14 protein-coding genes are annotated in these 16150 nt (G+C 57.4%); 3 read left to right on the top strand and 11 right to left on the bottom strand.

Annotated features, from left to right (window positions below; genetic code table 11):
• The first annotated feature begins 229 nt into the window (after positions 1-229).
• A complete protein-coding gene (locus P5540_01635) occupies positions 230-1726 on the top strand; it encodes an MBOAT family O-acyltransferase (protein ID HRT63501.1) in 1497 nt (498 codons plus the stop codon).
• A gap of 92 nt (positions 1727-1818) precedes the next feature.
• Positions 1819-3207 carry a cytochrome c peroxidase gene (locus tag P5540_01630; protein HRT63500.1) on the top strand — a complete coding sequence of 463 codons (1389 nt, stop codon included), beginning with the start codon at positions 1819-1821 and terminating at the stop codon, positions 3205-3207.
• An 81-nt stretch (positions 3208-3288) separates the two neighbouring features.
• Here P5540_01630 and P5540_01625 read toward each other — a convergent pair whose 3' ends face one another.
• The 5 genes from P5540_01625 to P5540_01605 form a co-directional block, all read right to left on the bottom strand.
• Positions 3289-3654, bottom strand: a complete 366-nt coding sequence (locus P5540_01625) for a septal ring lytic transglycosylase RlpA family protein (GenBank protein ID HRT63499.1) — start codon at positions 3652-3654, stop codon at positions 3289-3291.
• Between the two features lie 91 nt (positions 3655-3745).
• Positions 3746-4711, bottom strand: coding sequence for a radical SAM protein (locus P5540_01620; protein HRT63498.1), 966 nt, complete (start codon positions 4709-4711; stop codon positions 3746-3748).
• Positions 4712-4872: 161 nt separating this feature from the next.
• Positions 4873-5877, bottom strand: coding sequence for an aspartate-semialdehyde dehydrogenase (locus P5540_01615; protein ID HRT63497.1), 1005 nt, complete (start codon positions 5875-5877; stop codon positions 4873-4875).
• Between the two features lie 77 nt (positions 5878-5954).
• Complete coding sequence (gene trxA, locus P5540_01610; GenBank protein HRT63496.1) at positions 5955-6275, bottom strand: thioredoxin; 321 nt, start codon at positions 6273-6275, stop codon at positions 5955-5957.
• Positions 6276-6384: 109 nt separating this feature from the next.
• Positions 6385-8115 (bottom strand): hypothetical protein, encoded by a 1731-nt coding sequence (locus P5540_01605; GenBank protein ID HRT63495.1) that lies wholly within the window; start codon positions 8113-8115, stop codon positions 6385-6387.
• Between the two features lie 142 nt (positions 8116-8257).
• On the opposite strand from P5540_01605, the gene P5540_01600 reads away from it, so the two are divergent.
• The gene (locus P5540_01600) at positions 8258-9136 is read left to right on the top strand and encodes an alpha/beta hydrolase (GenBank protein HRT63494.1); all 879 of its coding nucleotides are present in this window, start codon (positions 8258-8260) and stop codon (positions 9134-9136) included.
• Here P5540_01600 and P5540_01595 read toward each other — a convergent pair.
• The 6 genes from P5540_01595 to cysE form a co-directional block, all read right to left on the bottom strand.
• The gene (locus P5540_01595; GenBank protein ID HRT63493.1) at positions 9133-9501 is read right to left on the bottom strand and encodes a response regulator; all 369 of its coding nucleotides are present in this window, start codon (positions 9499-9501) and stop codon (positions 9133-9135) included. The genes P5540_01600 and P5540_01595 overlap by 4 nt on opposite strands.
• Positions 9502-9651: 150 nt before the next feature.
• On the bottom strand, positions 9652-12537 hold the full coding sequence (locus P5540_01590; protein HRT63492.1) for a hypothetical protein: 2886 nt from the start codon (positions 12535-12537) through the stop codon (positions 9652-9654).
• A gap of 63 nt (positions 12538-12600) precedes the next feature.
• Complete coding sequence (locus P5540_01585; protein ID HRT63491.1) at positions 12601-13431, bottom strand: hypothetical protein; 831 nt, start codon at positions 13429-13431, stop codon at positions 12601-12603.
• 557 nt (positions 13432-13988) lie between these two features.
• Positions 13989-14171, bottom strand: coding sequence for a hypothetical protein (locus tag P5540_01580; protein HRT63490.1), 183 nt, complete (start codon positions 14169-14171; stop codon positions 13989-13991).
• A 114-nt stretch (positions 14172-14285) separates the two neighbouring features.
• On the bottom strand, positions 14286-15137 hold the full coding sequence (locus P5540_01575; protein ID HRT63489.1) for a radical SAM protein: 852 nt from the start codon (positions 15135-15137) through the stop codon (positions 14286-14288).
• Positions 15138-15189: 52 nt separating this feature from the next.
• Positions 15190-15993 carry a serine O-acetyltransferase gene (gene cysE, locus P5540_01570; protein ID HRT63488.1) on the bottom strand — a complete coding sequence of 268 codons (804 nt, stop codon included), beginning with the start codon at positions 15991-15993 and terminating at the stop codon, positions 15190-15192.
• Between the last annotated feature and the right edge of the window lie 157 nt (positions 15994-16150).

Genomic DNA, 16150 nt, shown 5'->3' with positions numbered 1-16150 from the left:
GCTGTCTACACATTCTTGCCTCCGGAGAAGTCCAATTCCAGCGCGGGCGGGACAGTTTCATCGTATTTGCGCGCGCGGCATTGCTCCCGAAGGAGAGCCTTGCCGCGTGTTTTTTTCACCTTGATCGCGAACGTTCAGCGTCCCAGCCTGAAAAATTTTCACAGGATATTCCGCACCCTTGCTCGCCCATGATTGCCCGCGCCGGGCATAGCCGGATACAATCGTTTTCATGCTGTTCAATTCGACGCGCTTCATGGTGTTTTTCGCGGTGGTGGCGGCGTGCTATTTTGCGATACCCCGCCGTTTTCGCTGGTGTTTTTTGCTGGCGGCCAGTTATTACTTCTACGCTTGTTGGAAACCCGGCTACGTCCTCCTGATTGTCTTTACGACCCTTGTGAATTATGCGTCGGGACTGATGATGGGCGCGGCGCCGAATCGGTCCGTCCGGCAGGGTAGCCTAATCCTGAGTCTATGCGCGAATTTGGGGCTGCTCTTTTTTTTCAAGTACTACAATTTCTTCAACGATGCGTTGCAGCCGCTTTTCGAACCCATCGGCATCCATCTGCCGGCAAGCCGGTTTCTGCTGCCCGTGGGCCTGTCCTTTTACACGTTTCAGAGCCTGACCTACACCATCGGCGTCTATCGTGGGACGGTCCAGCCCGAGCGCCATTTGGGCGTTTTTGCCTGTTTTGTGTGCTTCTTTCCGCAACTGGTCGCCGGTCCCATCGAACGGGCCGAGAACCTCATCCCACAATTCAGGATGCAGGCATCGAACCTTTCGATGGGTTTATTGCCCTTCGTCCGCTTCGATTATGCGCGCGTCACCGATGGATTGAAACTGATGGCATGGGGATTGTTTCAGAAGGTCGTGATTGCCGACCGTGTTGCCGTGGTTGTGGACGAAGTCTTCCATCATCCATCGCAATATCCTGGCGTCTGTATCGCGCTTGCCGTGGTATTCTTCGCCTTCCAAATATTCTTCGACTTCTCCGGCTATTCAGATATGGCCGTCGGGACGGCCCAAGTGCTGGGATTTCGGCTTACTACCAATTTCAGGCGCCCCTACTTCGCCACGTCCGTCGCGGATTTCTGGAGGCGCTGGCATATCTCGCTTTCCACGTGGTTCCGTGATTTCATCTATATCCCGCTGGGCGGAAACAGGACAAGCGTCTTCCGGTGGTGCGCCGTCATTACCCTTGTTTTCCTATTGAGCGGACTATGGCATGGCGCGAACTGGACTTTTTTGGTCTGGGGCGCTTTGCACGGCGGTTACATGATAGCCGGACGCTTGCTGCGCTCCTTGCGCGCCGCCGTAGTTCGGATAATGGGCATCAATCGTTGTCCGCGCCTCCTGGGTCTCGTGCAAGGCGCATTCACCTTTGCCCTTGTCTGTTTTGCGTGGATTTTTTTCCGCGCGTCCTCCCTCGGTCAGGCGCTCGAAGTGATACGAAACCTCTTTGGCGGTTGGGATATCGTGACGGAACCGGCACGATTGGGGCATGCGTTGCTTTCCATGGGATTGGGACGCGACGACTTTCTCATTGTAGGCGCGATGCTGGGAATAGTCGCGGCAGTCCACTGGTTTCAAGAAAAACACGGAAGTGTTCGAGAAGCCTTGTTACGACAACCGGTCGCCGTTCGTTGGACAGCCTATTCGGGACTCTTATGGGCTATTTTCCTTTTTGGAGTGTTTCAGCACAAGGAATTCATCTATTTTACGTTTTAATTTGAACCATCGGAGTATTTTTTGCGGCTTTCGGGCTGTATGATGTAATCTGTAATTGATCGCAAACGCCAAATGAAGAAGGAGCAGTTCCCATGAAACGTATGGTAGTCGTTGTCTTGTTGTTGGCGGTATTGGGCGGATTGGGCGGATTGGCATTGCCGCTTTCGAACCTCCTCGTTGGCTTGCCGAAAAACAACTCGCTCTTGGCCGCTAAGTCAGGCGATCCCGTCTCCGACCGCGCCTTGGACATTCTCGGGAAAAAATGCGTCAATTGCCATACGGCCGAATACGTCTTGCCGTTTTATGCCCGGTTTCCTGTGGCCAAACAAATCATCGAAATGGACATTCGCCTGGGCACGGAATACTTGAACTTGCAAGAGGAACTGCGCACGCCCGGCCAGCCCGCTTCGGAAGTCGCATTGGCTAAGAACGAATATGTCATCCAAGAGGGAACGATGCCGCCGATGCGTTACTTGGCGCTTCACTGGAACGGCGCCTTGACAGCCGAAGAGAAACGGGATTTGCAGGCATGGATCGTGGAAACGCGGAAGAAACACTATGCCACGCCCGGAGTTCCGGCGGAACTTGCCGGACAAGTGCTTCAACCCCTTCCAAAGAACCACCAGGAAGATCCCGCCAAGGTGGCCTTGGGCGACAAACTCTTCCACGATAAGCGGTTATCGAAAGACAACACCATCGCCTGCGCCTCCTGTCACGGATTGGATAAGGGAGGGACCGATCAAAAGCAATTTTCCGAAGGAGTCGGCGGGCAAATGGGAGACATCAACGCGCCGACGGTCCTTAATGCGGGTTTTCAGTTTGTCCAGTTCTGGGATGGCCGGGCCGCCACCCTGGAAGAACAGGCCGACGGTCCCGTGAACAATCCGATCGAAATGGCCTCGAACTGGCCCGAGGCCATTGCGAAACTCCAGCAGGATCAAGAATTTACGCAGGCTTTTAATGCGGTGTACTCGGCAGGTTACGGCAAGGAAACGATTACCGAGGCCATCGCGGTCTTTGAACGCACGCTGATTACCCCCAATAGCCGATTCGACGCTTATCTCGCCGGCGAGAAGAGCGCTTTGAGCGCCGAGGAACAAGAGGGGCATGCACTTTTCCTGAAACACTCGTGCGCCACGTGTCATGTGGGTAAACTCTTGGGGGGACAATCGTTCGAAAAATTGGGACGCAAGGGCGACTATTTTGCGGCGCGCGGCACTCCGGCCGCAAAGCCGGATTTTGGACGGTTCAACGTCACCGGCAAGGAAACGGATCGCTTCAAACTGAAAGTACCGACGTTGCGCAATATCGCCCTGACTTTCCCGTACCTGCATGACGGAACGGCAAAAACACTGGTCGAGGCGGTTGATGTGATGGCGAAATTCATGGTCGGCAAGACATTGCCGGCATCCGAAACCGCCGCTATCGTGAAATTTCTCGAAACGTTGACAGGTGAATACGGCGGAAAACCGTTGAAATAGCCTGAATCCGAACGAAAAAAGGCCGAATTTCAGGCGCTTTACGGCACTTCGGATACAGTAAAAGGTCTTTTAGGACCGGATTTATCGCAGTCCGAAAAGGTCCCGGACGCCGTCAAAGTCAATCCGATAGACTTTGACGGGAAGAATTCCGGCATCGGTATCCAATTGCCGCATAGCCGCTTCGGAAAGATCCACGACGCGACCTTTGGTATAGGGCCCCCGGTCGTTCAATTTGCATACGACCGAGTTCCCGTTCTCCGCCACAACAAGGTAATAGGCGCCAAAATCGCCCTTACGCATGGCGCAGGTGTACAGGGCGTCGTTCAAGCGGTCTCCGGAGGCCGTTCTGACTCCGCTGCTGCTGACCGTGTAATACGAGGCCTTGCCCTGGGCCACATGCTGTAGCGGCTGCTGCGAGATGATCATCAACGCGAGCAGTTCAAGCATTGCTTGGTCCTCCTTAGTACCACTATCCAGGTGGGACGACAGCTAGCCATTGCTACGAAAGCTGGATTCTACCCAAAACCGCTGCCCGATGTCAAATCAAGGCAAGGTAGAATGTTTCGCCGTTCCGGTTTTCTTTACGAACCGCCTGCCGGATAAGAAGCGCATCGAGGCTTCGTTGAACAGCGGTCGTGTCGGCATGTAGGCCGGCGGCGATATCGGCCACGGTGCAGGGGTGCCGAAGAAGAAGATTAAAAATATCCGTTTCGGAAACCTCATGGAGGGGCGCTTCGGCGGCGGGTCCGGTTGCATCCAATGAATGGGCGTCGTTGGACGGCATGACAACCTTGGCGTTCGGACCGAGCCGGAGCGCGATGCGTTCAAGGCATTCACGGGTAGCGGGACGGGCTTCACCGCCCGGCGATGGCCTGGCCACGGTGTGAAGCTGCACCCGGTCGGGCCGGATGCGCGCAACCTGTCCGGCGAGACGTTCGACTTCGTTTTCATTTTCCGCAACATCTTGCAAAAGAAGGACTTCGAGCCAGTATTGCCCGCCGAAACGTTCGCGAAAAGCAACCAGACCACCTATCATTTTGTCAAATGGAATGTCTGCGCAGGGCCGGTTGACCGTGCGATACGATTCGGGTGTTGAGGCATCCAAGGATGGGATGACCACGTCGGCTTCGAGCAACGATTTCTGGACATCCGCATCCCAGAGCAGCGAACCGTTGGTCAACACGGCGACAGGTATCGTGGTCAGTTTCTTGATGCCGTGAATCAGTTCGCCGAGGCGCGAATACAGCGTCGGCTCGCCCGAGCCGGCAATCGTGATGTAGTCGGCGGCAACGCCCGATTCAATTTTACGTTTCAGTTCGGCGATAACCTCATCAAGGGGAACAAAGTCGCCGCGTTCGAGGGTTAGGCAAGTCGTGCGACCCAACTGGCAGTAGATGCAGTCGTAGGTACACGTCTTGAAGGGCACAACGTCCACGCCGAGCGAACGCCCCAGCCGCCTCGATACCACAGGGCCAAAGACATACTTGAAATCGCCATGTTCCATTGAGCAGGCTTTTTAATGGTTCACGCTGAATGGCCAAAAACCGGCGGTTCCCGCCGCAAGGATCTCATAAACACAATTTAATCAAGGGCTTACAAGGAAAAACACCTACGACACGGGGTCTCGCGGGAGCAGCCCTTGGGGTTCTTTGTGTTCTTTTCCCTTTATAAAAGCTCGGCGATTTGTACGGCGTTGAGCGCCGCGCCCTTGAGCAGGTTGTCTGCGACGATCCAGAGGTCAAGTCCGCGCGACTGCGAGATGTCCTCGCGGATACGTCCCACGAAGGTTTCACCCTTGCCCGCGGCATGAATGGCCAAGGGATAGATTTGGTTGGCGGGATCGTCAAGAACGACCACACCCGGGGCCGTCGAGAGGATCTCGCGGGCCTTGGCCGCGGTGATCTTGCGCTGCGTTTCGATATTGACCGATTCGCTATGGCCGGTATGCACCGGTACGCGGACGGTCGTGGCGCTGACGCGAATCGAGTCGTCACCCATGATCTTTTTGGTTTCGTTGACCATTTTCATTTCTTCGGAGGTGTAGCCGTTCTCGGTAAAGGCGTCGCTCTGCGGGATTTGGGGGATGCAGTTGAAGGCGATTGGATGCGGGAATACCTTGCAGACCGGCTCCCTGTTTTCGAGGACGGCCGTAATTTGGTCGCGCATTTCGGTAAGCGCCTTGATGCCGGCGCCGGACACGGCCTGATAGGTCGAAACGACGATCCGCTCGATTTTGGCGGCATCGTGGATCGGCTTCAGCACAACGACCATCTGAATGGTCGAGCAGTTCGGATTCGCGATGATGCCCTTGTGCCATTTGATGTCATCGGCGTTGACTTCCGGGACCACAAGCGGCACATCCGGGTCCATGCGCCAAGCGCTGGAATTGTCCACCACGACGCAGCCGTCTTTCGCCGCAAAAGGCGCGTACTTCTTGCTCGTTCCGCCCCCGGCACTGAACAGGGCGATTTCGACGCCCTTGAAAGAGTCTTCCGAAAGCACCTCGACCGGAATCTGTTCGCCGCGGAACGTGAGCGTCTTGCCCTTGGAGCGCTCGCTGGCCAGAAGTTTGATGGACTTTACTGGAAAGTCGCGTTCTTCCAGCATTTGGAGCATGCGGTTTCCGACGAGGCCGGTCGCGCCGGCAACGGCAACTACTTTGGGTGTCATGGCAAAACAACTCCTTGTTTTATATTTTGCGGCATCTGATGTTTTAAGAATCAACAAAACGAAGATACAGGCGCCAATCAGGTCAACACGGCGTCCAATGCCGCGGCCAATTCCGCTTTGGGCGTTACGCCGACGAATTGTTTGACCACTTGGCCGTTCTTGAAGATGGCCAGCATCGGTATGCTGCTGACTCCGAACTGTGCCGCCAAGTCACCTTCATTGTCCACATTGACCTTGCCGACGGTGGCGCGGCCGGCATATTGCTTGGCAATCTCGTCCAAGACCGGCCCCATCATGCGGCAGGGACCGCACCATTCGGCCCAGAAATCCACCAAAGTGACGCCGTTTGCAACCGTTGCCTGAAAATTGGCGCTGGTAAGTTCCATGGCATTGCTCATATTCATCGTCTCCTTCTGTCGAATAACGAACAGGCGAAATTATAGCCGAGCGGCATCCCACGGAGCAAAATAACACTTGTATAGTAAACGGCATACGTATGTTCCCTCATTAACGTTCGAAGAGGATTTGGGGCCCCTCGCCGTCCATTTGAGGCCAACGGTCGTAGTCGCGATCGACGGGTTTTCCGGCGATGGCCGAAATAACCCACGTCCCCTTCGGCGCATCCACATCGAATTCCACCGTGTTGCCGTCCGGCCAACGGAACGCGTGCGCGAGATCGGTTTCATTGGGATTTGCCGCGGAAAGGGCTTTGGCGAGTTCTTCCGGCGTTGAACTCCATTCGGGGAAAAGGGCCAGCAGGGCAAAGGAAGGGCCGTTGGCCATGGCCACCAGAAAATGGGGCGCTTCGGGAATTGCATGGATTGACCATGGCCCCGAAATGAACGCCGCTTCCCGGCCCTCCGGTGCGATGGCTGTGCCGTTGGTGCATGCGAACCGATCGCAGACGCCCGTGTTGTTCCATTCCGTGTAGGGACCGCGGCCCGTCAGCTGAAAACAGCCGCGGAGATCTCCGGCGCCGTCGCGTAGCATGAGACTCGTGGGGCGGGCGACAATCTGCGACCGCCATCCTCTTGCGACACCGCCCGCGCTGATAAGGTAATCCGGCCCGCCGCTGTAAATTTCGGGGGACGCCTGCGGGCCATGTCCAAACCGGACAAAATAGGGGCTGGATTTTGCGAGTGTCCATTCGCGGACGGCTTTCGGAAGGCGGTATGGCATGACGGCGGCCATCGTCGCTTCGCGCACCGAAGCGTACAGTTTGGCCGGATCGGTGTTGTATCCGGTCCAAACGCACATGAACGGGGTATGCTCGTCCGCCTGTAGATCGGTCAGGCCGGCGCGCCGGGGCTGGCGTCGAAACGGCGCACACCGGCGGATATCGAGGCTGCCTAGGGCATATTGCCAATTCGCGATGTCGAGGATATGCCTTGCGGTGGCGGCGAGTTCCGCGTTTCGGGGAAACGCCTCCAGATTGAGCAGGGCGCGCAGGGTAAAACTCATGTAGGGAATGGAATTGAACTCGTAGAAACCGGCATTTTGAATATCGCGCAGATAATCCAGCAGCCATTCGCCCAAACCGTTGCGATCGTTGTCGAATTCCGGCCGGCCGCGCTGTTCATCCGTTCCCCGCTCGAAATACCACTGGTTTTTCAGATACCGCGCGCCCTCCGTCATGAGGATATGATTTTCGGTTTCGGTGACGAGGCCGCGCGTGCGCGGCGGCGAAGGGCGCGGCACGACGCCGTTTTCGATCAGAAGAACATCCACGATGTAGCGCGCTGTTTCCGGGTGGAGCCTGTCAGGACGATCCCGGAAAAGATACAGCAGCGAGACCAAATCAACCTCGACAAAGTCATAATTGCCGCTGGGATTGAATATCCACGAGGAACCGCTGCCTTTCCATGGCGTAACGGAGCAAATGGCCCGGTTGACTTCCTCGATGTCTCTGCCGACATGGAGTTTGGCGATGGCCACGCGCGGATGCAGGGTGGGCATGCCATTCTCGCGGCCCATGAGTTCCCCCGATGCGTCGAATTCAAGGGCTACGGCGCCTGTTGTCTCTTCGACGGGAGTGGAAGCGGACAGCCTTGGACTTTGGTCCATAGGCGGGCACAAGGATCCCATCGGCAACGGCACAACCTCAAGCCGTGCCGTGCTGAAGTATCGTCCGCCGAATTTGAATGCTTGCCACATCGGCCCCGCGCACATGGCCGCCGCCATCGCCCACAACAGAATCAGAACGGCAAAGCCATCCCGCGCATTTTTTCTTCGATCCATACCCATGTCCGCTCCCGTATTTGTTCAAACAAGAAACAGAATTCCTGATTCAGACACGCGGCACGGACGATCGGTGACATGCTCCCGGCCCAATGAATGTGTATACTATCAATTTCACGTGAAGCAAAGAAGGATGAACGACATGACGATGTGGACATTGATAATGACAGCGGTTCTTTTTGCCTGTATGACAGCGCATGCGTCCGAACCGGCTGAAACGGTTTTGTTGTGGCCGGCGGGAACCCCAGACGCCTTGGGCGGCGAAGAGGCGGACACGCCTTGTCTGCTCGTTTTTCCCGCCCCTTCCGACAAGGCCACCGGTACCGGGATAATCGTGTGTCCCGGCGGCGGATACAGCGGACTGGCGATGGATCACGAGGGCCATCAGGTGGCGGACTGGCTCAACGCAAACGGAATATCGGCGTTTATCCTGCGTTATCGCGTGGCGCCCTACCGGCATCCCGTTCCCTTGAAGGACGCCCAACGCGCCATCCGCACCGTTCGGCGAAATGCGCGGGCGTGGCGCATCGAACCGGATCGTCTGGGCATCCTTGGTTTTTCAGCGGGCGGTCACTTGGCCTCGACCGCCGCGACCCATTTCGAGCAGGGGAACGCCCAAGCGGACGATCCCATTGAGCGCATGAGTTCCCGCCCCGATTTTGCCGTGCTGATTTATCCGGTCGTCACGATGGATGGACCCTTCGGCCACAAGGGATCCCGCGCCAACCTGTTGGGCGAAAATCCTCCCAAGGAACTTGTCGCGCTCTTGTCGAACGAACGGCAGGTCACGACGGAGACGCCCCCCATGTTCCTCGTCCACACGGGGTCTGATAGCGGAGTGCCGGCGGAAAACAGCGTGATGCTCTATCTGGCCTTGCGCCGGGCGGGCGTCAAGACGGAATTGCACCTCTATGAAAAGGGCGAACACGGATTCGGACTCGGCGGGGACGATCCGGTCTTGTCCACATGGCCGGGACATTGTATCGCGTGGCTCGCCTACCACGGTTTTCTCAAACGTTAGCCGTTGGTTTTGTCCAGCAACAAACGGATTTCCACCTCGAGATTTTTGAGCGGGAAGGGCTTTCTGAAAACGCCGTCCACATGCGCGCGCCACGTTTCCCGGCTGCTTCCGGCATATCCCGTGAGCACCACGATTATCACTTCTGGATATTTTTCCTTGAGGATGGGGATGATTTCGGCCCCGCCCAGCCCCGGCATTTCGATGTCCATCGTTATTACATCGTAGGACGCTTGGGCGCATTTTTCCAAAGCATTCAGCCCGTCCGTGGCCTCGTCCGTGTCGAAACCCTTCATGCCGAACCAGCGGCACACCGCTTGCCGGATCGGTTCTTCGTCGTCCACTACCAATATGCGCGGTCTTACCATTGCTCTCTCTGTATGGGGCGAATACCACATGGATTTAACCAAAACGCACAATACGATCCGCTACAAAATACCCGCCTGCTCGCGTTCCATAGAAATTATAGTGAAAGACACGCAAAAAATCCAGAAATAATGTTATTTAGCACAAAACGCTTAATTCTGGACGTGGATGGGCATGCGGTGTTGCCGCATCATGGCCAATGCCGCGGCAGCAATCAACAATAGGACGGCGTCGGCTGTAAATGGAGCGGCCGGACCGTTTCCGGAATGTCCCCTACCGGAAACGGATGCGATCGGTAGACACCCCCCTTCTCCCTCCCCTTCTCCTTCGCCCTCTCCTTCGCCCTCCCCTTCGCCGCCGGTTTCAAAGGGTGCAACGACGCCAAAACCGGTCAAATAGGCCGATAACGATGCCGTGCCGGTTGAGGAAGCGGCAATGGGCGCAGTTGTCCAGTCGCCCGCAACGGGTTGGAATTGTAACCCGGCGGTTTCTTGGTGTGCGAAGGTTGCCGGATGCACAAAAAAAGTCCTTTCGGAACCACTTCGATATTTGAGTCCCTGCATGCGGATTTCAATGGGCATGGTCTCCAAGCGGGCGGCATCCGCCATTTCGTATGTCAGGCCGTTGTCGGTGGAGATAAGAATGCCGCAGGCGATATATTGGCCGCCGGAAACAAGGTTGAAATCTTCGGGGAGAGTGGCCAACGTGTCGGCGTTGTCGGGGCCGGCCAATTGCGCAAGGGTATCGCCGGATAGAAGGACCAAAATGCCGCTTTCGTTCTCGGCGAGCAGGGTCCGCGGCGCAAAAAACGTTACGGATCGCGCAACGTTTCCCGGACGTTCCAGCACGATGGTCGCGGGAACATCCGTGTTGTTTCCGGATTCGCGGCCAAAACGCACCAGCATGACGCCGCGCCTTCCCAGTCCGGAAACGTCTACCGCATGCACCCAGCCATCGCCGGCCTGATCAAGAATGGTAAAGGGCCAGTCCGGCAAACCGTTGCCGTCCGTATCGCTCCCGTCGGGCGCAAGGGCCACCGAAAACCGGGAGACGCCCGACAGGGACAGATATCCGCTTCGCGAGGCCAGCGCCTTGACCGTGTGAATGCCCACGGCGTTGGTGGAAGGCGAGAAACTTTTCGTGACCATGAACGGGGCATTCGTGGCGAACCCGGCGGGAAGCGTGTCAACGGCATAGGCAATGGACGTCGTGTTCGGCGGAGCGGCGGCCAGCAAGGGCAACGCCAGGCTCGCATGGCTCGAACCGGTGTAGAAAATCGAAGCATCCATTGGAGACAGAACGACCATCGGCATCTCGCCCTCTCCCTCTCCCTCGCCCTCGCCTTCGCCTTCCCCCTCCCCCTCACCCTCTCCCTCGCCCTCGCCTTCTCCTTCACCTTCCCCCTCGCCCTCTCCTTCGCCCGCCATGAGCGTGATCGTGATCGTGTCAGGCGTGGACTGGTTATTGGCGCGATCCGTGGCCACGACGCTGAACGTATTCGCTCCCAGGCGCAGCGTGCCGGAATAACTCCAGTTGGTGCTGGTTGCAAGATAACTTACGCGCGAGGCGCTGCCATTGACGAGTATGCGGAAAGTATCCGAAGAACAGGTTCCAATCAGCACGAGATCCCGGTTGGCGGTCGTGTAGTCCACGCCCGCCCCGTTTCCGCCATTGGTCGTAATGACGGGCGGATTCGGCGCTATCGTGTCGAGTTGAATTTCGGCATAGGCCGAAGACGAGACATTACCGGCCCTGTCTCGCCATTGGACATAGACCTTACGAACGCCATCCATGCCCGACGACAAGACCCATGCTTTCGACGATGCCGCCGTTTCCCAGTTGCTCCAATAGGTTCCGTCGTTTCCGAAGCGCATGTCGCCGACACCGCTGCCCGAATCGGTTACGGCGAGGGTCAGCGTCACGTTCCGCGACTGCGTATACGCGTCGCCGTTATTGATCAGCACCGACCCGGCCGGCTTGGAGGTGTCCAGGACGATGCTGTCGCTATACGCCGGCGACAGGTTGCCTTCCGCGTCCTTGAATTGGACGTACACCGTCTTGTTTCCGTCGCTGGTGGAAAGTGTCCAGGTTTTGCTCGTGGCAAAGGTTTCCCATGCCTGCCATGTGGTTCCATCGGTCCCAAAACGCATATGCGTGACCGTGCCAGGGCCATCATCCGCCGACAAGGCCAGCGTCACCGATCGCGTGGCCGTATAAGCGGCGCCCTCCGCAATGACGATGCCGCCCGTGGGCGGCGTGCTGTCCACAACGGCAATCGCGGACGAATAGTTTTTCGTGCTTCCCTGAATGAGATAAGGCGCCTCGTACAGCCATGTCTGCAAGAGGCTGTCCGCGTTGTATTTTCCAAGGCGTTCATTGCCGCTGAAGAGGCAGTAGAGTTGTCCGTTGGCCGCCGCCAAGGCAACGGGATAGATCACCAAGTAGCCGCTCGACGCAAACGGGGACGGTTTCATCCAAACTTGCGACAGATCCGATTCCTTGAATTTGCCGATGTATTGTCCGCTGCTGAAAAGCCCGTACACAAAGCCGTCCGCCACGGCGATGGAGGTTGCGCGGTCATTCCCGCGGGTGGGACCGTCTTTGAACCAGACAGGGGCCAGATCCGAGACGTTGTACTTGCCGATTTTCAGGCCGTTGTTGAAAAGGCAATAGATATACCCGCGGTTGACGGCGAAGGCCCGCGGATAATACGTGAAACCGCTCGACGAATAGGACGGAGCCGCCGAAATGGAGGCTTGGGCGAAATTGGATGCCGCAAAAGCGCCGAGGGTTTTGCCGCTGTTGTAAAGGAAGTAGAGATACCCCCCGCTGGCCGCCACCGCCGTGGGATAATACGTTGCGGAATCCTGTTGAATGCCGGGGCTGTCTTTCGCCCAAATCCGCGTCAAATCCGACGAGTCCCATTTCGCCGCTTTCCATCCGCTGTTATGCAGGGTAAACAGGTCATCCCCTAGGCAGGGCAAGGACGCCACGGCCAAGATGCCGCACAAAACCAACACCGCACGCGAGCCGAACATGAACATTGTCTCCAAACGCATCCATCCCGATGCCGATTACATTACCATCGCAAGCGCAAGAGGTTACAGAATTCCCCCCCTCCGGGGCGGCAAGGCGCGGATGAAATCGTCCACATCGAGCACAAACCCGAACGCGAGCGAAATGCGCCAGAGCGCGATTTCCTTGCAGAGTTCAAACCGGGCCGTGGCGCCGTTCTCGACGGCGGTCGTCGCTTGCCGCAACACGGAACACATCACATTGTGGCGCTGCATTTCGGCCATGCCGCCGGGCGACAATAAGAGGCACCAGTTGATGGCAAAGCCGGCATAGATAAGATGATTGATGTTTTTTTCCCGGCAAAGCGCGAAAAGTTGATGCCCATTTTCCGCAATGCCTTCCCCCGCGACCGGCCGCGCTTCGGGCATGAAATCGAGTTTCGCAAAACCTTTTTTAACGTCTTCTTCATTGTGTGGCCCCACAAAGACGTTCGCGGCGCGGAAAGCGTCGAGCGCCGTTCGCGCCGGGTCTTCGGAAACACGTCCCAAAGGTGGCGGTTCAGGACCGGCAAGGGTGACGGCGTACTGGTAGCCGGGCAAATCCTTGTAGTAGTCGCCACCGCCCACGACGTGGAACAAGGGCAGATCCGAGGCGCGGACCGCCGACAACAGTCCTGGAAACACCGACCGGGCAATTTCCTGCGCGCGTGGAATATACGGCACGGCGCGGTACCATCCGGGAAATTGTTCGCGCGTGCCGGCATCCCATGCATGCATGACCACGACGGCGGTGTGATTTCGCGCGAATTTCACGGCGGCCTTTTTCCAGCCGCCAAAGCCTTCTTCCGGCACGTCCCGCGTGAAATCCGCGTCGAAATGCTGGTAATAACCGGCCATTACCTCGAACGTGTCGTCCATCGCATGCGCTCCTCGGTTGCCAGTTTACGCAATACAGCCGGGGCAGGGCAATGGCGGACAATCCTCGAAGCGACGTCTTTTCATCGGGTTAGGCGGTTCCATTGATGGTGTCCGCCGGACGGACAATAACTTGACGAAGGCTTTTCCTTGGATTCCACGCGGGCACCGCATTTTCTGCATTGAAAGGTTGTATCGCCGGTCTCTCCCAGATCGTTCCATTGGTGGTGTTTGTTCGAGGGGCAACCGCTTGCGGACGGCCGATTTTTAGACTGGACGATAACGCTGCATTTTTGGCACATCCAGTTGTGAAGGGCCGTTTTATCGTCCGAATCCCGGGTGGACAGCGTCTCCGCCCCCACGGCCCAAGCGGCGAAGATCGCCGCGGCCGCCACAATGGTCCACATTTCTCTGCGCATTGCCAAAGACCTCCACGTCATGACGGACGCCCCACGACACGGGCTTGTGACGCCAATTCCAATTCGGCATACGCATTCGGGATCCAGCCGATTCGGAATTCCACGCCGCTCTTACGATTGCGCGAATGAATTCATGCGATCTCAGGGCTTGATATAGGCATTCAATCCGAGCACGACGGGCTTGCCGTTTATTTGCGCCTCGGTTGTCACATTTCCTCGCGTGCTGGCAACCACCAGCGTCTTGCCGGAGGCGGACGGTTTGGGTTCCTCCAAGTCAATTTCGATGCAAAGTTTGTTGTCTCGAATTGCGACTTGCATGGCCATATTGTTTTCTCCCGTGATCCATGGGATCTTTTCACGCACAGATGAAAACACCCCTAGGAACGCCTTGAACGACATAGATAATGTAACAGATCCGGCCTGCGGATGGAAACCCTGTCAAAAACAGATTGAAACGCGGTTGGCAAGATGAAAGCGCTGAGCGGCGACGAAGACCCGCTGGCGGAGCGCCGAGAGATAGGGTCCCCGAACCCGGGGGGAAAACAGGATGGCGGCGTATCGCTCGCGCAGATCCGGAAAATGCCGTTGAAGAAGCGCGGAGACCGATTCCCATACTTTCGGTCTCGGATTGAGCGCGTCCACGGTGATTTGGTCCACGCGGGCGGCCGCGGCGCGTTCGAACAACGCATGCAGATGATCGGGTTTGTCCGAAAGAAAGGGAAGCAGGGGGCCGAACATGACCGATGTTTCGATACCCGCCGCATGCGCTTCCTCCACGACGCGGAATCGTTCAACGACAGAGTCGGCGCGCGGTTCCCAAAGCGCGCAAAGATGCGGGTCGAGGGTCGTAACGGTAACGCCGACGGTCGCGTCGCGTCCGGCGAAGAGATCGAAATCACGCCGGATCAACGCGCTTTTGGTCAAGGCTCCGACGTGGAAACCGCGATCGAGCAGGACCGCGCAACAGGCACGCGTGAGTTTGCGATCGCGTTCGATGGGCTGCCATCCGTCGCAGGCGCTGCTGACAAAGACCCGGCCCGGGGGAAGGCGGCGGACTTGGCGTTCAAGCGCCTCGACGGCATTGGTCTTGACATCCACGAAACCGCCCCATGGTTCCGGATGCGCGTGAAACCGTTGCATGAAACGCGCATAACAGTAAGCGCAGGCATGCGCACAGCCGCCATAGCAATTGAGCGAATAGTCGGCAATTGCGCATTTGTTCAGGATGGTTTTGCAGGGCGTTTCGCGAATCGCCGGATCGGGAATCGGGGACAGCGGACGTAAATTCATCGTTTGCCCTGCAATCCCCCGAATGGGGCATCGGGCTGTTCCGCGACGCCTTTCATGCGTCTTCCCGGTCCGTCTTGATTCGGTGATCCATCTCAAGGGCGGGCAAGGCCTGGGCCGGATACCCGACGGGTTGCGCGGGTACGCCGGCCACGGTGCAATGCGGGGGCACATCTTCGAGAACAACGCTGCCGGCGCCGATTTTCGCGCCTTCGCCGATTACAATGTTTCCGAGGACTTTTGCGCCCGCGCCGATCAGCACGCCCTTTCGGACCTTGGGATGGCGGTCGCCGCCGGCTTTGCCCGTGCCGCCGAGGGTCACTTCATGGAGCATGGAGAAATTGTCCTCCACGACGGCGGTTTCGCCGATGACCACGCTGGTCGCATGATCGAACAACAACGCCTTGCCGAGCCGGGCGCCCGGATGGATGTCCACCGCGAAAACCTCCGAAATCCGGCTTTGCAGATAGAGGGCCAGCGGTTTTCGGTCGCGTGTCCAATAATAATGCGCGACACGATAGGCCTGAATCGAATGAAATCCCTTGAAAAACAGGAGAGGCACGGAGTAGCCGCGACAGGCCGGGTCGCGTGTCACGACGGCTTCGATATCCGCGCGAATGGCCTCGCCGATGGAGGGATCGCCGGCGAAGGCATCGTCAATCAGGTCGCGCAATGTCACGGAAGGCACGGTGTCGCTGCCGAGTTTACTGGCCAGCAGATAACTCAACGCATCCTCGAGCCTTTTATGGTTCAACACGACCGAATAGAGGAAACTTGCCAGCATGGGTTCGTTTCTTGCCTCTTCGGCCGCTTCCGCCCGGATAGTTTCCCAAATCGGATCGTTCTTTTTTGAGGTCATGAAAAGTCCTTCATGTTCGGGTTCATGTTTTTTTCTGCTTCAAACGCCTCGTAGGACAGACTGTCTAGTCTGTCCTATCTGTCTGTCTGGCCAAGGTGAAATCTTTCTGGACAGGCTGGACAGCCTGTCCTACCCTTCGAAAATCTGCTACTTTGGA

Source organism: Candidatus Hydrogenedentota bacterium (assembly GCA_035450225.1).
Taxonomy (GTDB): Bacteria; Hydrogenedentota; Hydrogenedentia; order Hydrogenedentales; family SLHB01; genus DSVR01.
This window is presented reverse-complemented; position numbering and strand designations above follow the sequence as displayed.

Excerpts from the sequence above, each read along its gene's own strand:
- P5540_01635 (HRT63501.1), top strand. The coding sequence starts at position 230 with ATGCTGTTCAATTCGACGCGCTTCATGGTGTTTTTCGCGGTGGTGGCG.
- P5540_01630 (HRT63500.1), top strand. The coding sequence starts at position 1,819 with ATGAAACGTATGGTAGTCGTTGTCTTGTTGTTGGCGGTATTGGGCGGA.
- P5540_01625 (HRT63499.1), bottom strand. The coding sequence starts at position 3,654 with ATGCTTGAACTGCTCGCGTTGATGATCATCTCGCAGCAGCCGCTACAG.
- P5540_01620 (HRT63498.1), bottom strand. The coding sequence starts at position 4,711 with ATGGAACATGGCGATTTCAAGTATGTCTTTGGCCCTGTGGTATCGAGG.
- P5540_01615 (HRT63497.1), bottom strand. The coding sequence starts at position 5,877 with ATGACACCCAAAGTAGTTGCCGTTGCCGGCGCGACCGGCCTCGTCGGA.
- trxA (HRT63496.1), bottom strand. The coding sequence starts at position 6,275 with ATGAGCAATGCCATGGAACTTACCAGCGCCAATTTTCAGGCAACGGTT.
- P5540_01605 (HRT63495.1), bottom strand. The coding sequence starts at position 8,115 with ATGGATCGAAGAAAAAATGCGCGGGATGGCTTTGCCGTTCTGATTCTG.
- P5540_01600 (HRT63494.1), top strand. The coding sequence starts at position 8,258 with ATGACGATGTGGACATTGATAATGACAGCGGTTCTTTTTGCCTGTATG.
- P5540_01595 (HRT63493.1), bottom strand. The coding sequence starts at position 9,501 with ATGGTAAGACCGCGCATATTGGTAGTGGACGACGAAGAACCGATCCGG.
- P5540_01590 (HRT63492.1), bottom strand. The coding sequence starts at position 12,537 with ATGTTCGGCTCGCGTGCGGTGTTGGTTTTGTGCGGCATCTTGGCCGTG.
- P5540_01585 (HRT63491.1), bottom strand. The coding sequence starts at position 13,431 with ATGGACGACACGTTCGAGGTAATGGCCGGTTATTACCAGCATTTCGAC.
- P5540_01580 (HRT63490.1), bottom strand. The coding sequence starts at position 14,171 with ATGGCCATGCAAGTCGCAATTCGAGACAACAAACTTTGCATCGAAATT.
- P5540_01575 (HRT63489.1), bottom strand. The coding sequence starts at position 15,137 with ATGAATTTACGTCCGCTGTCCCCGATTCCCGATCCGGCGATTCGCGAA.
- cysE (HRT63488.1), bottom strand. The coding sequence starts at position 15,993 with ATGACCTCAAAAAAGAACGATCCGATTTGGGAAACTATCCGGGCGGAA.